Source organism: Streptomyces sp. NPDC088097, assembly GCF_044741845.1.
Classification (GTDB): Bacteria; Actinomycetota; Actinomycetes; order Streptomycetales; family Streptomycetaceae; genus Streptomyces.
The window spans coordinates 597205-613975 of sequence record NZ_JBIUTJ010000004.1 but is presented as its reverse complement, the minus strand read 5'-3'; the positions used below and the strand labels follow the sequence as shown (position 1 = coordinate 613975).

Below are 16771 nucleotides of genomic sequence, written 5' to 3'. Positions count from 1 at the left end.
ATCCTTGCTCCCAGCGTGGAGGGCATCATCGAGCTACTCGTTGCGGGATCACCCCGCGGGCGTGGCCGGGAGGCGTGAACAGGCGGCCCGCGACAGGGGGGCTACAGGCCGTGCTGGTCTAGCCGTGTCGTGAGCTTTCGCTTGCGTTTTTGGGCGGTGCGCAGAGTGGTCATGTAGGTGGTGAATGCGTCCTCCGTGCCGAGGGCTCGGTGGCAGGCGCGGGCGCTGAGGAGCAGTTCCGTCAGGTGCTCGTACGTGGTGTCGCCGGTGCGGGTGAGGAGCGGGACGATGAGGCGGAGGTAGACCGCCAGGGCGTCGGCGGGGCGGTCGTCCCGGGTGAGGTCGGCGAGGGTGAGCCACTGGCGGCCGTCGGCGTAGCCCGCCGAGGCCGCTTCCCAGGCCGCGTCGTGGTCGCCGTCGTCGAGCAAGGCGTCGACCAGGGCCGAGCCTGTGGGGCCGGGGCTCTTGCGGGGCCGGGCGTCCGCGCGGAGCAGCTCCCGTGCTCGGGTCCGTTCGGTCTCGTCCCAGCAGCCAGCCGTGCGGGCTGCCGTGCGGAGGTCCTGGTATGCCGCCAGGGAGCGACGGTGCAGCAGCGCGTCGCGGCGGATCGGGATTACGTCGGCGCCACGGCCGGCCCGGGTGTAGCGCTCGCATACGAAGTCCGACAGGCGACTGTCGGGGCCGTGGTTGGGTTCGGCCTCACGTAGGCCGCGTTCCGCCCACTCCAGGGCCTCTGCCGGGCGGCCGGCCCGCTCCAGCTCCTGGGCGATCAGCAGGTGCGTGGCGCCCGATGGGGCCAAGTCCGCCGCCTGGAACTCGATCAGCGCGTCCACGCTGCCTTCGGCGCGCATCAGCTGTTCCATGAGGTACTTCTCCGCCCAGCCCTTCGGGTTGTCGCGCAGGGCCCCGGCGGCCCATTCGTGAGCCCGTGCCAGGCCCGCCGCGCCCAGGGCGTCCGCGTAGTCGGGCAGCAGGATGTCGGTGGCGTCGCTCAGGTCGCCAAGGAGATGGTCCACCAGCCAGTCGGCGGTCCGGGCCGGGTCGGGGCGAGCCGTTCGGTAGGCTTCGAGGTGCGCTGCGGCGAGCTCGGTCGCCACGCTCCCGATGACTCCGTCCGAGTCGTCGATCTCTCCGTACGTTCGAGCGAGGGCCTCGATCGCGTCCCGTGCCACCTCTACTGCTTCCGTTGCCCGGCCGGTCTCCGTCAGAGTGCGCAGAGCCGACACGGCCTCTGCCGCCTGCAGCCCGTAGGCGTGGGCGTCCGCGTACTCGACGTAGCCGTACCGGGCGAAGGGCCGGGTGTCGAGCAGACCAAGGATGCGCTCGCGGACGGCGCCGAGGTCGTCTCTGGCAGTGGCCGCGCGAAGTTCCAGTCGGTGGCGCAGGTCGCGGTCGTCCGCGATGTGCTCTTTCAGCAGAGAAAGCAGTTCGTCTCGGCTGCGGGATTCCAGCCAGGTGGTGAGCTGCCGGCCGCGAGACGTAGCGGCGGCCCGGTGCCTGGGAACCGAATCTGCTTGTTGCAGGACCGTCAGTGCCACCGCCACGCAGTGCTTGCAGAAGTTGCCCTCCTGCCCGTAGGGGCAATCACATCGGCCGGTGAGTCCCTTCGCTTTTTCCGTCAGCTCGACCTCGTACGCGTCGGTGCCGTCCACGGTCGCGGTGATCGACCTCTCGCCGATCTCCATCGCATACACCGAGGACACATAGGCGAGGCCACGCTCGAACGATCGGGACCCCGCCAGTCGACGTAGCTCGTCTTCGTCGAACCTCAGCACCTTGTTCATAGCTCTTATTGAATGGGATCTGGCACGTGTGCGGCTGTGGTCGGGGAACTTTCGTCGCTGGGCTTGTGTCGACCTCGGTTTTCTGGCTCGTCCCATCAAGGTGGCCCGTGACGCTCGTTTGACGCACGGCCGCACCGGCCAGATCGCCGAGTCCACTCTGACCTGCGGGTTTCCTGACCTCTAGGGCTGCGTACTTCTTCCCGATGACGCACCACGTGGAGTGCGTCGCGATCCTGGAGACGGTCAAGGCAGACGCCTGACCTGAGGTTTCCCGCCTCGTCTCGGTTCATCGGCCCGGCCGCGTCTTCGGACGGGGCCGGGCCGACCGTTTTGCGTGCGGCGTGCGGGTCTCGGGGCGGGGGCTGGGGGTGTCCGGTGTTGCCGGGGTGTTCACGGGGGGTGCACATGTGGACGTTCCGGCCGATCAGCGGACGGCGTGGGGCGACAATGGGGCGTCGTTGCCGGGGGGTTCGGGAGGGGACGGGCGTGCACGCTCAGGAGACCACGTTCAGCAAGCTGGTCCAGGGGGAGCAGCAGTTTCAGGTGCCGCTCTACCAGCGCACCTACAGCTGGCAGCGTGACGAGCTTCGGCAGTTGTGGGACGACGTGCAGGAGTTGGTCGAGGACCGACTGGAAGGGCGCCCCGGGTCCGGGCACTTCCTCGGGTCGGTGGTGCTGGCGCCCGAGCGGGTCGTCGCGGGCGGGATGCGGCGTTGGCTCGTCGTCGACGGGCAGCAGCGGATGACCACCCTGATGCTGGCGTTCACCGCGCTTCGGGACCACCACCGCGGTCGGGGGGCGGCGAAGAAGGCCGCCCGCATCAACGACCTCATCCTCGTCAACACCTACCAGGACGGTCACGACGGCTACCGGTTGCTGCCGACGCAGGCGGACCGCGAGGCGTACACGGCCTGTGTGGACAGCCTTCCGAAGGCCGGCGGGGCCGGGAACGTCGGCGCGGCCTACCGTTTCTTCGTCGCCGCCTTGGCCGAGGGGAGCGAGAGCGGGGGCGAGGCGTGGGCGGACGCGGTCGAGTCCGTGCTCGGGGAGTGCCTCTCGATCGTCGCGATCACCGCCGCCGAGGGCGACAACGTCTACCGCATCTTCGAATCCATCAACAACACCGGAGTGGGGCTCAGTCAGAGCGACCTGCTGCGCAACTACCTCTTCATGTGCCTCCCGAACCGGGGCGAGGACGTCTACCGCAAACGGTGGCTTCCCATGCAGGACCTGCTGGGCCCCGCGCATCTTGAGCTGCTGGTGTGGCTGGACCTCGTCGTCGGCGGGAACAGCCGGGCCCGGCAGAGCGAGATCTACCGGGACCAGAAGAAGCGCCTGGAGCCGCTGAGCGGGGACGAGGCCGCGCTGGAGGCCGTGATCGCCCGGCTCTCGCTGCGCGCCGATCGCCTGATGCGCATCCTTGAACCCGAGCGGGAGAATGACCCGGGCCTGCGGGCGGTGTTGGAACGGTGGTCCCGCTGGGGAGGGCAGACCCACTATCCGCTGGCCCTGTACCTCCTCGACCTCGTGGACGAGCGCAGGACCACGGCCACGGAAGCGGCCGAGGCGCTCGGCTACGCGGAGAGCTATGTGGTGCGGCGCCTCTTCGCCGGTCTGTCCACGACGGGTAGCAACCGGGTCTTCATGGAACTCCCCAAGGAGCTGGACAAGGACGGCTCCCCGGCCGAGGCGGTACGCCGCTTCCTCTCGCGTGCCCGCACGGGCGCCCGTGCGTGGCCCGGCGACGACGCCGTTCGCGAGGCGATCCGCACCCGCCCCTTCTACAAGACCGGCCGTGGCAACCAGCGCTTCCAGATCCTGCGGCGGCTGGAGGAGAGCCACGGATCGAGCGAACCCGTCGACTACGACAAGGCCCCGCTCACCGTGGAACACGTGCTGCCGCAGCGCCCCGCGCAGCAGTGGTTCGAGCTGTTGGCCGAAGAAGCGGCCGACGGTGAGAGCCCGGAGGAGATCCACAACCTCCTCGTGCACACCCTCGGCAACCTCACCCTCTCCGGCGAGAACGCGCGGCTGTCCAACCACCCCTTCCACCGCAAGCAGGAACTGCTCGACTCCAGTGCGCTGCGGATGAACCAGAACATCGCCGCGCAGGATCGCTGGGGCCGCGCGGAGATCATCGCTCGGGCCGATGAACTGGCCTCCCGCGCGGTCAAGTTGTGGCCCGGACCGCTGGAGGGGTTCGTACACGCGGACGACGAGTGGGCCGGTTGGCGGGAGCTGAGGGAGACCCTGCTCGCCGTCCCGGCGGGGACCTGGACCTCGTACGGTGAACTGGCCGCCCTGATCGGTACGAGCGCCATCGCCGTCGGCAACCACATCGCGGCCCGGACGGGCCTGCACTGCGCCTACCGGGTGCTGACCGCCGACGGTCGGATCGCGGGTGGCTTCCGGTGGACCGACGAACGGCACACCGGGGACCCCAAGATGGTGCTGGAGGCCGAGGGCGTGCCCTTCGACGAGAACGGCCGGGCGTCGAAGGCCCACCGCCTGAGCAGCGCCGACCTGGCCGTCCTGACGGGCAAGGAGTTCCCGGAGGACAGCTCGGCGGGGACGCCGGCCGCGTCGACGAACGGCGGTGACGAAGCCGCAGTCCGCTTCGAGGCGTTGCTGCGCAGGAACCAGACCCCGGAGGTCGCCGAAGGAGTTCTGGGCGCGCTCCGGTTCTGGGAGGAACAGGGTGGCTACCGGGTCCACGGCAAGGCGAGCGAGACCAGCTGCTTCCCGACCGTGGACGCGGGCGGGCCCGAAGGGGCGCGGGCCCTGTGGCCGATCGGCATCTACCCGGTGAGCGGCACGGTGGAGGTCGTCTTCCAGTACCTGAAGCGGCGCCCGCCCTTCGATGACGAGCCCCTGCGCCGCGGCCTGATGGAGCGCTTCAACTCCATCGACGGCATCGACCTGGCCGAGGCAAAGCTCGACCTGCGCCCCTCCTTCCCGCTGGAGGTCTTCGGGGCTCACGGAGACGAGATCCGTTCCGTCCTGGAGTGGTTCGCCCAGGCGGTCACCCTGTCCCAGGCCCGCCGTCCGATCGACGGTGGCGGCGGTCCGCTCGCGATCTGACCGGTTCAGGGGGCCACCGGGAGGCCCGTGGGTTCCTTGATGCGTTTCATGATGATCTGGGAGTTGACCTCCGTCACGCCCGACAGGGCCGTGAGTTGTTCGATCCAGAGGCGTTCGTACGCGCGGAGGTCCGCCACCGCGATGCGCAGGAGGCAGCCGGGGCTGCCGAAGAGGCGGTAGGCCTCGATGACGTCGGGGATGTCCTGGAGGGCGGCCTCGAAGGCCTCGACCGCCGCGCGGTCGCGGCGGACCTCGACCGAGACGAGGACCTCGAAGCCGCGGCCGACCGCCTCGGGGTTGATCACCGCGTGGTAGCCCTGGATCACCCCGTCCTGTTCGAGCTGGCGCACGCGGCGCATGCAGGGGGAGGGGGTCAGGCCCACGCGCTGGGCCAGTTCCTGGTTGCTGAGGCGGCCGTCGCGCTGGAGCTCGCGCAAGATTTCCAGGTCAATGGAGTCCATGGCGCAATTATCCGCCACCTGTGTGAACAGGTGCGACCAAATAGGCAATCGTGTTGCGCGTAGATCTCACTATCATTGCCCTCTCTGGAATACGTGTGCGACGGATGGATGGGGAAGGGTGGCCATGGGACGCATCGTCGTCATCAGCACCGGCGGGACGATAGCCAGCCGGTGGCAGGGCTCCGGATTCGCGGCCGATGCCGACGGCAGCGAGGTGATGGCCACCGCGCCGCTCCCCGAGGGCATCGACGTCGAGGTCGTGGACCTGTTCAGCGTGAACAGCCCCCGCCTCACCACCGCGCACCAGCTGACCCTGCTGCGCACCGTGCATGAGGTCCTCGCCGACCCCGACGTGGACGGGATCGTCGTCACCCACGGGACCGACACCCTGGAGGAGTCGGCCTTCCTGGTCGACCTGCACCACCACGACGCCCGCAGTGTCGTCTTCACCGGATCGCAGCTCCCGATGGGCGCCGCCGACGGGGACGGGCCCGGGAACCTCTACGACGCCCTGCTCACCGCCGCCACCACGCGCGGACTCGGCGTCCTGATCACCTTCGCCGGACGGGTGCACGCCGCCCGTGGCACCGTGAAGACGCAGGCCGTGGCCCTCGACGCCTTCGCCGACCCCTCCAAGGAACTGCTCGGCAAGATCGGCTTCGGTAAGGTCACCATGCTGCGCCGCCCCCAGCGGCCCGCGGCCCTCGCGCTGCCCGCCATGCCGGAGCTGCCGCCGCGCGTGGACATGGTGATGCACCACGCCGACGGCGACCCGGTGCTGTTCAACGCCGCCGTGGAGGCGGGGGCCGGCGGGATCGTGCTCGTCGGGACCGGCGCGGGCAACGCGACCCCGGAGATCGTCGAGGCGGTCGCCGCGGCCGTGGAGCGCGGGGTGCTCGTCGCGCTGACCACCCGGGTCCCCGCCGGGCCCGTCACCGAGATCTACACGCACGGCGGAGCGGTCGACCTGGTCGCCGCCGGCGCCGTGCCCACCGGCACGCTGCGGGCCGGGCAGGCGCGGATCGCCGTACTGTCCGCGCTGCTCGCCTCCGAGGACCCCGCCGAGCGCGTCCGTGTGCTGGGACGGGTGCTGGGCGCCGACGGGTCCGTGCTCGTCCAGGCCTGAGGGAGGCCGCGCGGTCGGCGGCTACGTGCCCGTGAACGCCGACAGGATGCGGTCCGCCGCCGAGGTGGCCGTCGCCGTGCCGCCCCGGACCTCCGCCTCCAGGGTCGGCGCGAGGGACCGTACCGCCGGATCCGAGCGGAGCCGGTCCAGGAGGGTGTCGCGGACCATCGACCAGGTCCACTCCACCTGCTGATCGGCCCGCTTGGCCGCCAGCCGGCCACCCGCCTCCAGCACGGCGCGGTGCTGTTCGAGCCGGTCCCAGACCTCGTCGAGGCCGATGGACTCGCGGGCGCTACAGGTGAGGACGGGCGGGGTCCAGGCGGCGTCGACGGGGTGCATCAGCCGGAGCGCGCCCGCCAGTTCGCGGGCCGCCGCCTTCGCCTCGCGCTCGTGCGGGCCGTCCGCCTTGTTCACGGCGAGCACGTCGGCGAGTTCCAGCACGCCCTTCTTGATGCCCTGGAGCTGGTCGCCGGTACGGGCGAGGCTCAGGAGCAGGAAGGAGTCGACCATCCCGGCGACGGTGGTCTCCGACTGCCCGACGCCGACGGTCTCGACGAGGACCACGTCGTAGCCCGCCGCCTCCATCACGATCATGGACTCGCGGGTGGCCTTCGCGACCCCGCCCAGGGTCCCGGCCGAGGGCGAGGGACGTACGAAGGCGGCGGGATCGACCGCGAGGCGTTCCATCCGGGTCTTGTCGCCCAGGATGGAACCGCCCGTGCGCTTGGACGACGGGTCCACGGCCAGGACGGCGACCCGGTGGCCCCGTGCGGTCAGCATCGTGCCGAACGCGTCGATGAACGTGGACTTGCCCACGCCCGGCACCCCGCTGATGCCGATCCGGCGCGCACGCCCCGAATGCGGCAGGAGTTGCGTCAACAGGCCCTGGGCCAGGGACCGGTGTTCGGCGCGGGTGGACTCGACGAGGGTGATGGCGCGGGCGATCTGGGCGCGCTTCCCGTCGAGCACGCCCTTCGCGTACACGTCGATGTCGATCTTCGGGGGCATCCGGGCGGCCGCCTACAGCTCGTGGCCCAGTGCCGCGGCCAGCCGCGTCACCAGGTCGTGGGCCGCGTCCGGGATGACCGTGCCGGGCGGGAAGACCGCCGTGGCGCCCATCTCCAGGAGCGTGGGCACGTCGGCGGGCGGGATGACCCCGCCGACCACGATCATGATGTCCTCGCGCCCCTCCGCCGCCAACTGCTCGCGCAGCGCCGGTACGAGGGTCAGGTGGCCGGCCGCGAGGGAGGACACGCCGACCACGTGGACGTCCGCCTCGACGGCCTGGCGGGCCACCTCCTCGGGCGTCTGGAACAGCGGGCCGACGTCCACGTCGAAGCCGAGGTCGGCGAAGGCCGTGGCGATCACCTTCTGGCCGCGGTCGTGCCCGTCCTGGCCCATCTTGGCGACGAGGATGCGGGGCCGCCGGCCCTCGGCCTCCTCGAACCGGTCCACCAGGGCGCGGGTGCGCTCGACGGACGGGGACTCGCCTGCTTCGTTGCGGTACACACCGGCGATGGTACGGATCTGCCCGGCGTGCCGGCCGTAGACCTTCTCCAGGGCGTCCGAGATTTCGCCGACGGTGGCCTTGGCGCGGGCGGCGTTCACGGCGAGGGCCAGCAGGTTGCCCTCCATCCCCGGTCCGGCCCCGCGCTCCGCGGCGTTGGTCAGGGCGCGCAGTGCGTCCTGGGTGACGTCCTCGTCGCGCTCCTCGCGCAGCCGGCGCAGCTTGGCGATCTGCTGGGTGCGCACGGAGGAGTTGTCGACCTTGAGGACGTCGATCTGCTCGTCGGTCTCCACCCGGTACTTGTTCACGCCGATCACGGGCTGGCGGCCGGAGTCGATGCGCGCCTGGGTGCGGGCGGCGGCCTCTTCCACGCGGAGCTTGGGGATGCCGGCGTCGATGGCCTGCGCCATGCCGCCCGCCGCCTCGACCTCCCGGATGTGCTGCCAGGCCCGGCGCGCGAGGTCGTACGTCAGCTTCTCGACGTACGCGCTGCCGCCCCAGGGGTCGATGGAGCGGCCGGTGCCGGACTCCTGCTGGAGCAGGAGCTGGGTGTTGCGGGCGATGCGCGCGGAGAAGTCCGTCGGCAGGGCCAGGGCCTCGTCGAGGGCGTTGGTGTGCAGGGACTGGGTGTGGCCCTGGGTGGCGGCCATCGCCTCGATGCAGGTGCGCGTGACGTTGTTGAAGACGTCCTGCGCGGTCAGCGACCAGCCCGAGGTCTGCGAATGGGTGCGCAGGGAGAGCGACTTGGCGTTCTTCGGGTCGAACTCCTTGACCAGGCGCGCCCACAGGAGGCGGGCGGCGCGCAGCTTGGCGACCTCCATGAAGAAGTTCATGCCGATCGCCCAGAAGAACGACAGGCGCGGCGCGAAGGCGTCCACGTCCAGCCCGGCGCCCTGCCCGGCCCTCAGGTACTCGACCCCGTCCGCGAGGGTGTAGGCGAGTTCGAGGTCGGCCGTGGCCCCGGCTTCCTGGATGTGGTAGCCCGAGATGGAGATGGAGTTGTAGCGGGGCATCTTCTGCGAGGTGAACGAGAAGATGTCCGAGATGATCCGCATCGAGGGCTTCGGCGGATAGATGTAGGTGTTGCGGACCATGAACTCTTTGAGGATGTCGTTCTGGATGGTCCCGGCGAGCTTGTCGGGGGAGACGCCCTGCTCCTCCGCCGCCACGATGTAGAGGGCGAGGACCGGCAGCACCGCGCCGTTCATCGTCATCGACACCGACATCTTGTCGAGGGGGATCCCGTCGAAGAGTTGGCGCATGTCGTAGATCGAGTCGATCGCCACGCCCGCCATGCCGACGTCGCCCGTCACGCGCGGGTGGTCGCTGTCGTAGCCGCGGTGCGTGGGCAGGTCGAAGGCGACCGACAGACCCTTCTGCCCGGAGGCGAGGTTGCGCCGGTAGAAGGCGTTGGACTCCTCGGCCGTGGAGAAGCCGGCGTACTGCCGGATCGTCCAGGGCTGGTTGACGTACATCGTCGGGTACGGGCCGCGCAGGTACGGGGCCGAGCCCGGGTAGGTCCGCAGGAAGTCCAGGCCCTCCAGGTCGCGGCCGGTGTACAGCGGCTTGACGCCGATGCCCTCGGGGGTCTCCCAGAGCAGGTCGCCCGTGGCGGTCCCGGTGGACTCCTTGACCGCGGCCCGCCACCCGTCCTCGGTGGGCGCCGCGGACGGGCCGCCGTCCAGGGGCAGTTCGGAGAAGTCGGGGATGCTGCCGGCGCTGCTCAAGACGCCACTCCCATGCGGTCGAGGGTGGAGGACAGTACGGCGATGGCGTCGCAGCCCGCGTACACGTACGCGTCGACGGCGTCGGCCGAGGTGCCGGGCCGGCCGGCGAGGAACACGTTCGTCGCGCCGGCCTCGCGCAGGGCCGCGGCCACCGCCCCGGCCTGCTCCTCGTACAGCGCGTCGTTGGAGCACAGGACCGCGGTGCCGTCGGCGCCACTGGCCGCGTACGCGGCGGCGGCGGTCTCCGGGGTGACGGAGACCGGGTCGTGCACCGGCTCGATGCCGCCCGCCTGGAAGAGGTTGGACGCGAAGGTCGCGCGGGCGGTGTGCGCCGCCGCCGGGCCGAGGGCGGCGAGGAAGATCCGGGGCCGGGCGCCGGTGGCGGCCAGGTGGGCGTCGCTCCGGGCGCGCAGGGCCTCGTAGGCCTCGTCGCGCCGGACCCGGGGCAGTCCGCCGAGGGGGGCGGCCGGCGCGGGTTCGCGGACGACGGGCTTCTCCGACAGCAGCGGGAACTCGCTGACGCCGGTGATCGGTTCGCGGCGCGTGGCCAGCTTCTTGGAGCGCGTGGCCCAGGTGGCGGCCAGCCGGTCCGCGACCAGGCCCGAGCGCAGGGCGGCGGGCAGGCCGCCCGCCCGCTCGACGGTCTGGAAGAACTCCCAGGCGGCGTGGGCCAGTTCGTCGGTGAGGGTCTCCACGTAGTAGGAGCCGCCGGCCGGGTCGATGACCCGGGCCAGGTGGGACTCCTCCAGCAGGACGGTGGAGGTGTTGCGGGCGATCCGGCGGGCGAAGGCGTCCGGCAGGCCCAGCTCGCTGTCGAAGGGGAGCACGGTGACGCAGTCCGCGCCGGCCACGCCCGCCGCCATGGAGGCGACGGTGGTGCGCAGCATGTTCACCCAGGGGTCGCGGCGGGTCATCATCACCGGCGAGGTGACCGCGTGTTGACGCTGGGCGCCGGCGGCGGGGGCCCCGCAGGCCTCGGCGATCCGGGACCAGAGGCGGCGCGCGGCACGGAACTTGGCGATGGTCAGGAACTGGTCCGCGGTGGCGGCGTAGCGGAACTCCAGCTGCCCGAGGGCCTCTTCGATGTCGAACCCGGCCCCGGTCAGGGCGCGCAGGTACGCGACCCCGGTGGCCAGGGACAGGCCGAGCTCCTCGCCGGCCGAGCCGCCCGCCTCGTGGTAGGGCAGGGCGTCGACCGTCAGGGCGCGTACGCCCGGCCAGGCGCCGGTGACCTCACGGGCCAGGGTGGCGGCCCCGTCGAGGTCGAGGGCCTCACCGGTGCGGGCCTCGTGGCCCAGCGGGTCGATGCCGAGCGAGGCGAGGGCGGCCTCGGGGGCCACCCCGCGGTCGGCGTACAGGGCCAGCAACGCCCGCGCCGCCGGGGCGTATTCGGCTCCGGGGTCGAGGGCGATCGGCGCGAGGTCGAGGTAGACCCCGGCCAGGGCGCGGCCGAGTCCGTCGACCGGGATGCCGGTGGAGCCCACGGTCAGCCAGAGGGAGGTGGTGCCGTTCTCCAGGTCGGCGAGGGCCGCCTCGTTGACGCGTACGGGGTCGCTGCCCGCGATCCGCTGGCGCACGTCCCAGCCGGAGGCGCTGGTGCCCTCGGGGGTGCCGCCGCGGACGAAGGGGGCGAAGCCCGGGAAGCCGGTGTCGGGGCCCTCCCCGTCGGGGCGTGCCGTGTACAGCGGGCGGGTGGTGAGCCCGTCCTCTAGCGTCGTGGACAGAGCCGCTTCCGCCGCCTCGCCGGATACTTCCTTGCCCGACTTGCGCAGTACGCCTTCCACCAGGCGCTGCCACTGCTCATGCGTCGTGTCAGGAAACTCGGCGGCCAGGGAGAGCCCGTCGTCAGGCAGGACCGTCATGGCTCGAATGCTAGGGGGGCCGCTCAACCGAGACCATAACCGCCGGATGTGATCTCGCACTCCCAGGTCAGGGGGTGGTGACCGGGCGGTCCGGGCGCGGCGGGAACCGCTTTGCGCAGGTCGGCGGGGCGTGGCGGCGCGGTCGCCGGCCGCTCGACGGCGCTGCTGCGGGACGGCGTTCGAGCGGCGCTCGAAGGGGCGCGGGGCGAAGATCGAGTGACGGCCGGGCGGTGATCGAGCGGAGCGCCGCCGGAGTTCGAGCGCGCGGCGGTGAGCGGTGCGGGGCCACCGGTGAGCGGTACGGGGGTGGCCGGCGAGGGGTACGGGGTGGGCGGCGAGGGCCGAACCGGGCGGAGGCGGGGGGAGGTCCCGCGGTCAGGGGGCCGCCGTGCTTACCCCCGACGCCGCCGCGGCCGGGTCCTGGAAGAGGGGGCCGAGCAGGACGGTCGCGGCGGCCTCGGGAAGTACGGCCGGTCCCGCGTGCGGGGCGATGATCCGCTCGGGGTCCCGGCACACGTGGGACTGGGCGACGGCGGCGGCCCGGATCTCGTCCAGGTACCCCTCGTGCAGGAGGCTGGACAGCTCCGTGACGATCATGACGGCCGGGTTGAACACGTCCAGCAGCAGGGCGGCGGCCCGCCCGACGGCCCGGGCCCGCTCGCGCAGGAGCCGGTCCGCGCGGGGGTCGCCGGTGGCGGCGGCGTCGACGAGGAGGGGGACGGACGGGTCCGGCACGATCCCCCGGCGCACGGCCTCGGCTCCGAGCGCGATGTCGGACGCGGTCGCCTGGAGGCATCCCGTACGTCCGCACGCGCAGGCCGTTCGCGAGCCGGGCACCGGCAGGTGCGCCACGTCCCCGGCGGCGGAGTCCGGACCCTGGTGGACGGCGCCCTCGATCCCGAAGGCGGCGTCGACGACGTTGCCGATGAAGAGGTGGACCAGGCTCCGCCGGGCGGCCGGGTGCCCGAAGAGCACCTCGGCTCCCGCGACGGCGCGGGCGTGGTTGTCCAGGTGCACCGGCAGGCCGAGCGCGCCGGACAGTTCGGCGGCCAGGGGCCGGTCCCGCCAGCCGAGCGCGGGGTGGCGTACGACGACCCCCGTGTCGGGTCGGACCCAGCCGCCGAGCGCGGCGCCGACGCCGAGCAGGGGGCGTCCGGTGTCGAACTCCCTGAGGAAGCGTGCGAGTTCCCCGGCGATGCGCAGGGGGAGGGCGGGGTCCGTCGGGTCCGGGTGGGGGAAGCCCCGGCGGGCCAGGATCCGGCCGCGCAGGTCGACGAGGCTGAAGGTGGAGGAGGGGACGCCGATGTGCAGGCCCGCGGTGACGGGCCCGCCGACGGCCCCGGTGTGCAGGTCCAGGGGGATGCGGGGGCGACCGGAGGAGGGGCGGCCCCCGGGCTCGGGGAGCTCGCGCAACAGGCCGGCCCGGACGAGCCCGGTGGTCTGCCGTGACACCGAGGCGGGGCTCAGCCCGCACAGCTCGGAGATGCCGCTGCGCGCGACGGGCCCGTGCTCCAGCACCGTCCGCAGCACGGTGGCGGCGTTGGCGGCTCCCCGGCGGTCGCCGGCCATTCGCGTCATGCCCCGATCATGCCGGACCCGGCCGGACCGGGAGGAGTCCGGGCGGGGCGAGGGCGGGGCGAGGGCGGGGCGAGGGCGGCGGGAGGGCGGCGCGACGGGGGATGTGGGGGCGTAGGCGGGGCGGGCTGGGGGCGTGCATGGCGGGCGCGTTGCGGGGCTGTGAAATCCGGCCACGGTTTTCGGCCGCCATGTACGCGGAAACGTGCAGGTCAGCCCTGATGTCGGCGGTCTACGGCCGGGGCCCGGCCGGGGGTTGACCCCGGGCGGGGCCGCTGACAGGCTCCCCGTCATGACCGCGAACGAGCACCTCGCCCCGCGGCTCCGCACCCCCGGCCTCGTCTGTACCGTGCCGGGCGCGTGTCCGGGCCGCTGTCCGGCCTGACCCCTCCGTAGGGCCCGCCGAACCTCCGCCCCGCCGACGCGGGTCGGAGCCCGCAGCCCCGGCCGCCGGCGGGTCGAGCCGCCGGGACCCGTCCGAGGGTGGGACGACCGGAGGCCGCGCGTCGCCGAGGCCGACCGAGGTCCGGTTTCGGCCGGCTCCGGCTCCGGCTTCGCGAGGTCGACTCCGAGTGACGCCGGGTCCGGCCGGCTCCGCGGTGCCCCGAAGCCCCTGCCGGCCGAGACGGTCCGGGATGCGGCTCCCGATCCCGATCCCGAGCGGGGGGTGCGCGTTCCCCCCCTCCGTCCCGCCCGCCGTACCGTCCGGGATCCCGCCGCTCCGCGTGACACCGCTCCGGCGGGCTGCCGTCGAACGGCCCGACCGTGTCTCCTCGTAGCTCTCCCCGCACCTCCGTCCACCCGTCCCGCCTTCCTCGCACCCGCATTTCTTCCGCAGCGGAAATAAATAGCCGCCGGCCCGCCAGAGGAGTCCCCATGACCACCGTCACCCGCCCCGCCGCCCCCGTCACCGTCACCAGGATCGGCGGCCGCATCGGCGCCGAGATCGGCGGCGTCGAGTTGGGCGGCGGTCTCGCCCCCGAGACCGTCGCCGAGATCCGCGCCGCCCTCCTGGCCCACAAGGTCGTCTTCTTCCGCGGCCAAGACCACCTCGACGAGGCCGGTCACGAGGCCTTCGCCGAACTGCTCGGCGCGCCCGTCGCCCACCCCACCGTCCCCTCCGCCGACGGCCGCTACGCCCTGGGCATCGACTCCCACCACGGCGCCCGCGCCAACCAGTGGCACACCGACGTCACCTTCGTGCCCGCCTACCCGGCCTTCTCCATCCTGCGCGCCGTCACTATTCCCCCGTACGGCGGCAACACCCTGTGGGCCAACACCGCCACCGCCTACTCCCACCTCCCCGAGCCGCTGCGCACCCTCGCCGACGGCCTGCGCGCCGTGCACTCCAACGAGTACGACTACGCGGCGCTCAAGCCCGACGCCCTCCCCGAAGCCCTCGCGCAGTACCGCGAGGTGTTCACCTCCACGAAGTTCCTCACCGAGCACCCCGTGGTCCGGGTCCACCCCGAGACCGGCGAACGCACCCTGCTGCTCGGCAACTTCGTCCAGCGGATCAACGGGCTCACCGGCCGCGACTCCCGCGCCCTGCTCGACCTCTTCCAGGCCCACGTCGAAAGCCCCGAGAACACCGTCCGCTGGCAGTGGCGGGCCGGCGACGTGGCGATCTGGGACAACCGGGCCACCCAGCACTACGGGGTCGACGACTCCGACGACCACGAGCGCACCCTGCGCCGCGTCACCGTCGACGGCGACGTCCCGGTCGGCCCCGACGGCGCGTCTTCCCGCCTGATCAGCCCGGAGGCCGTCCCGGACCCCTCCTTCGGCATCCCCTCGGGCGCCTCCACCACCGCCTGACCCGCCCTGCGGCCCCGGCCGACCCCCGGGGCCGCGAACGCCCGACCGCACCCGCCGTACGTACTCACCGTACGTACTTGCCGACCGCACCCGCCGTACGCAGCCGCTCGTACGCGTCCGACCAAGGAGCCCCCGTGCCCAAGCTGCTCGCCCTCACCGGAAGCCCCTCCGGCAACTCCCGTACCGCCGTCGTCGCCGACCACGTGGTGCGCCGCCTGTCCCACTCCGGCTTCGAGACCTCCCACCTGGCCGTACGGGAACTGCCCGCCGCCGACCTCCTGTCAGCCCGACGCGGCGAGCCCGAGATCCGGCGGGCCCTGGAAGCCGTCGCCGAAGCCGACGGGCTGATCATCGCGACCCCGGTCTACAAGGCCTCGTACACCGGCCTGCTCAAGGCCTTCCTCGACCTGCTCCCGCAGGACGGCCTGGCCGGGAAGACGGTTCTGCCGCTCGTCACCGGCGGCAGCCTCGCCCACGTACTGACCATCGACTACGCCCTGCGTCCGGTCCTCGCCGCGCTCGGAGCCCGGCACGTCACGGCGGGCCGTTTCGTCCTGGACTCCTCCGTCGAGCGCGGGGCCGGTCCGGACCGGCTGCGCCCGGAGGCGGAGTTGGACCTCTTCCAGGCCGTCGACGAGTTCGCCGACGCCCTGCACGCCTCCCTCGCGGGCCGCGCCTCGATCGCCGCCGGCGCGGCCGGCGAGGCAGCGTCCGCCGCCGGCTCCGCGGGGGTCTCCGCCCTCACGTCCGCCCCGTAACCCCCACAGCCACCGACCCGCACCGACAAGGACCCGTCATGCCCGCAGCACCCTCCCCGGCCATCCGCTCCCGGCGCCAGTTCCTCACCCTGCTCGGCATCTCGGCGGCCGCGGTGAGTTGCGGGACGGCCACCGCCACCTCCGGCGGCGGAAAGCAGGTCACGACCCTCAAGTACCAGGGGGCCGTCGGCTCGGTCACCCTCCCCGAACTCGCCGCCGACCTCGGTTACCTCGGCGGCCTCGCCCTCGAATGGGTGGGCAACACCATCAGCGGCCCGCAGGACATCCAGTCCGCCGCCACCGGCCAGATCCACTTCGGGGGCGCCTTCAACGGCGCGGTCGTCAAGCTCGTCGCGGCGAAGGCCCCCGTCAGGTCCGTCATCTCGTACTACGGCTCCGACAAGGACACCAACCTCGGCTACTACGTCCTGGAGGACAGCCCCATCCGCTCCGCGCGGGACCTGATCGGCAAGAAGGTCGGCATGAACACCCTGGGCGCCCACGCCCAGGCCCTCCTGGACATCTACCTGGGGCGCAACGGCCTCTCCCGGGCCGAGTCCGACCGGGTCGAGGCCCTGGTGGTGCCCCCGGTCAACACCGAACAGGCCCTGCGGCAGAAGCAGATCGAGGTCGGCGTGCTCAGCGGAGTACTGCGCGACAAGGCCGTCGCGGCCGGCGGCATCCGCCCGCTGTTCAGCGACTTCGACCTCCTCGGCGCCTTCAGCGGCGGCACGTACGTGATGACCCAGCGCTTCATCAAGGAGAACCCGGACACCGTACGAACCTTCGTGACCGGCGTGGGCAAGGCCATCGACTGGTCGCGCGCCACCCCGCGCGAGGAGGTCATCGCCCGGCTCACGGAGATCGTCAAGAAGCGGGGGCGCAACGAGGACACCTCGGCCCTGAAGTACTGGCGCTCGTACGGGGTCGCCGCGCCGGCCGGGCGGATCGAGGAGAAGGAGTTCCAGCTCTGGATCGACTGGCTCGGAGACCGCGGCGAGATCAAGAAGGGCCAATTGAAGGCCGCGGACCTTTTCACCAACGAGTTCAACGGCAACGGGAAGGGCTGAGG

11 protein-coding genes are annotated in these 16771 nt (G+C 72.4%); 5 read left to right on the top strand and 6 right to left on the bottom strand.

The annotated features are described in order from the left end of the window. Nucleotides 1-101 precede the first annotated feature (101 nt). Nucleotides 102-1784 carry an SWIM zinc finger domain-containing protein gene (locus ACIOD1_RS16600; protein WP_401902891.1) on the bottom strand — a complete coding sequence of 561 codons (1683 nt, stop codon included), beginning with the start codon at nucleotides 1782-1784 and terminating at the stop codon, nucleotides 102-104. 486 nt (nucleotides 1785-2270) lie between these two features. On the opposite strand from ACIOD1_RS16600, the gene ACIOD1_RS16595 reads away from it, so the two are divergent. Then, nucleotides 2271-4865: a DUF262 domain-containing protein gene (locus tag ACIOD1_RS16595; protein WP_401902889.1), complete on the top strand. Its 2595-nt coding sequence runs from the start codon at nucleotides 2271-2273 to the stop codon at nucleotides 4863-4865. Nucleotides 4866-4870: 5 nt separating this feature from the next. Here the strand turns inward: ACIOD1_RS16595 and ACIOD1_RS16590 are convergent, their stop codons facing one another. After that, nucleotides 4871-5326 carry an Lrp/AsnC family transcriptional regulator gene (locus ACIOD1_RS16590; protein ID WP_401902886.1) on the bottom strand — a complete coding sequence of 152 codons (456 nt, stop codon included), beginning with the start codon at nucleotides 5324-5326 and terminating at the stop codon, nucleotides 4871-4873. 124 nt (nucleotides 5327-5450) lie between these two features. Between ACIOD1_RS16590 and ACIOD1_RS16585 the strand changes: the two genes are divergently transcribed. Beyond that, a complete protein-coding gene (locus ACIOD1_RS16585; RefSeq protein WP_365616504.1) occupies nucleotides 5451-6452 on the top strand; it encodes an asparaginase in 1002 nt (333 codons plus the stop codon). Nucleotides 6453-6473: 21 nt separating this feature from the next. Here the strand turns inward: ACIOD1_RS16585 and meaB are convergent, their stop codons facing one another. From meaB to ACIOD1_RS16565, 4 genes are all read right to left on the bottom strand, one after another. Next, nucleotides 6474-7460: a methylmalonyl Co-A mutase-associated GTPase MeaB gene (meaB, locus tag ACIOD1_RS16580; protein WP_365616506.1), complete on the bottom strand. Its 987-nt coding sequence runs from the start codon at nucleotides 7458-7460 to the stop codon at nucleotides 6474-6476. Nucleotides 7461-7472: 12 nt separating this feature from the next. Beyond that, nucleotides 7473-9686 carry a methylmalonyl-CoA mutase gene (gene scpA, locus ACIOD1_RS16575; RefSeq protein ID WP_365616508.1) on the bottom strand — a complete coding sequence of 738 codons (2214 nt, stop codon included), beginning with the start codon at nucleotides 9684-9686 and terminating at the stop codon, nucleotides 7473-7475. Next, nucleotides 9683-11548, bottom strand: coding sequence for a methylmalonyl-CoA mutase family protein (locus ACIOD1_RS16570; RefSeq protein ID WP_401902883.1), 1866 nt, complete (start codon nucleotides 11546-11548; stop codon nucleotides 9683-9685). The genes scpA and ACIOD1_RS16570 overlap by 4 nt, the downstream gene beginning before the upstream one ends. Nucleotides 11549-11923: 375 nt before the next feature. Further along, the gene (locus tag ACIOD1_RS16565) at nucleotides 11924-13126 is read right to left on the bottom strand and encodes an ROK family protein (protein WP_401902881.1); all 1203 of its coding nucleotides are present in this window, start codon (nucleotides 13124-13126) and stop codon (nucleotides 11924-11926) included. A gap of 873 nt (nucleotides 13127-13999) precedes the next feature. On the opposite strand from ACIOD1_RS16565, the gene ACIOD1_RS16560 reads away from it, so the two are divergent. The 3 genes from ACIOD1_RS16560 (at nucleotide 14000) to ACIOD1_RS16550 (ending at nucleotide 16769) form a co-directional block, all read left to right on the top strand. Further along, nucleotides 14000-14941 (top strand): TauD/TfdA dioxygenase family protein, encoded by a 942-nt coding sequence (locus ACIOD1_RS16560; protein ID WP_401902878.1) that lies wholly within the window; start codon nucleotides 14000-14002, stop codon nucleotides 14939-14941. Between the two features lie 134 nt (nucleotides 14942-15075). Then, nucleotides 15076-15699 carry an NADPH-dependent FMN reductase gene (gene ssuE / locus ACIOD1_RS16555; protein ID WP_401903082.1) on the top strand — a complete coding sequence of 208 codons (624 nt, stop codon included), beginning with the start codon at nucleotides 15076-15078 and terminating at the stop codon, nucleotides 15697-15699. Between the two features lie 38 nt (nucleotides 15700-15737). Next, nucleotides 15738-16769, top strand: a complete 1032-nt coding sequence (locus ACIOD1_RS16550; protein WP_365616517.1) for an ABC transporter substrate-binding protein — start codon at nucleotides 15738-15740, stop codon at nucleotides 16767-16769. Nucleotides 16770-16771 lie beyond the last annotated feature (2 nt).

Excerpts from the sequence above, each read along its gene's own strand:
- ACIOD1_RS16600 (WP_401902891.1), bottom strand. The coding sequence starts at position 1,784 with ATGAACAAGGTGCTGAGGTTCGACGAAGACGAGCTACGTCGACTGGCG.
- ACIOD1_RS16590 (WP_401902886.1), bottom strand. The coding sequence starts at position 5,326 with ATGGACTCCATTGACCTGGAAATCTTGCGCGAGCTCCAGCGCGACGGC.
- ACIOD1_RS16585 (WP_365616504.1), top strand. The coding sequence starts at position 5,451 with ATGGGACGCATCGTCGTCATCAGCACCGGCGGGACGATAGCCAGCCGG.
- meaB (WP_365616506.1), bottom strand. The coding sequence starts at position 7,460 with ATGCCCCCGAAGATCGACATCGACGTGTACGCGAAGGGCGTGCTCGAC.
- ACIOD1_RS16570 (WP_401902883.1), bottom strand. The coding sequence starts at position 11,548 with ATGACGGTCCTGCCTGACGACGGGCTCTCCCTGGCCGCCGAGTTTCCT.
- ACIOD1_RS16565 (WP_401902881.1), bottom strand. The coding sequence starts at position 13,126 with ATGACGCGAATGGCCGGCGACCGCCGGGGAGCCGCCAACGCCGCCACC.
- ACIOD1_RS16560 (WP_401902878.1), top strand. The coding sequence starts at position 14,000 with ATGACCACCGTCACCCGCCCCGCCGCCCCCGTCACCGTCACCAGGATC.
- ACIOD1_RS16550 (WP_365616517.1), top strand. The coding sequence starts at position 15,738 with ATGCCCGCAGCACCCTCCCCGGCCATCCGCTCCCGGCGCCAGTTCCTC.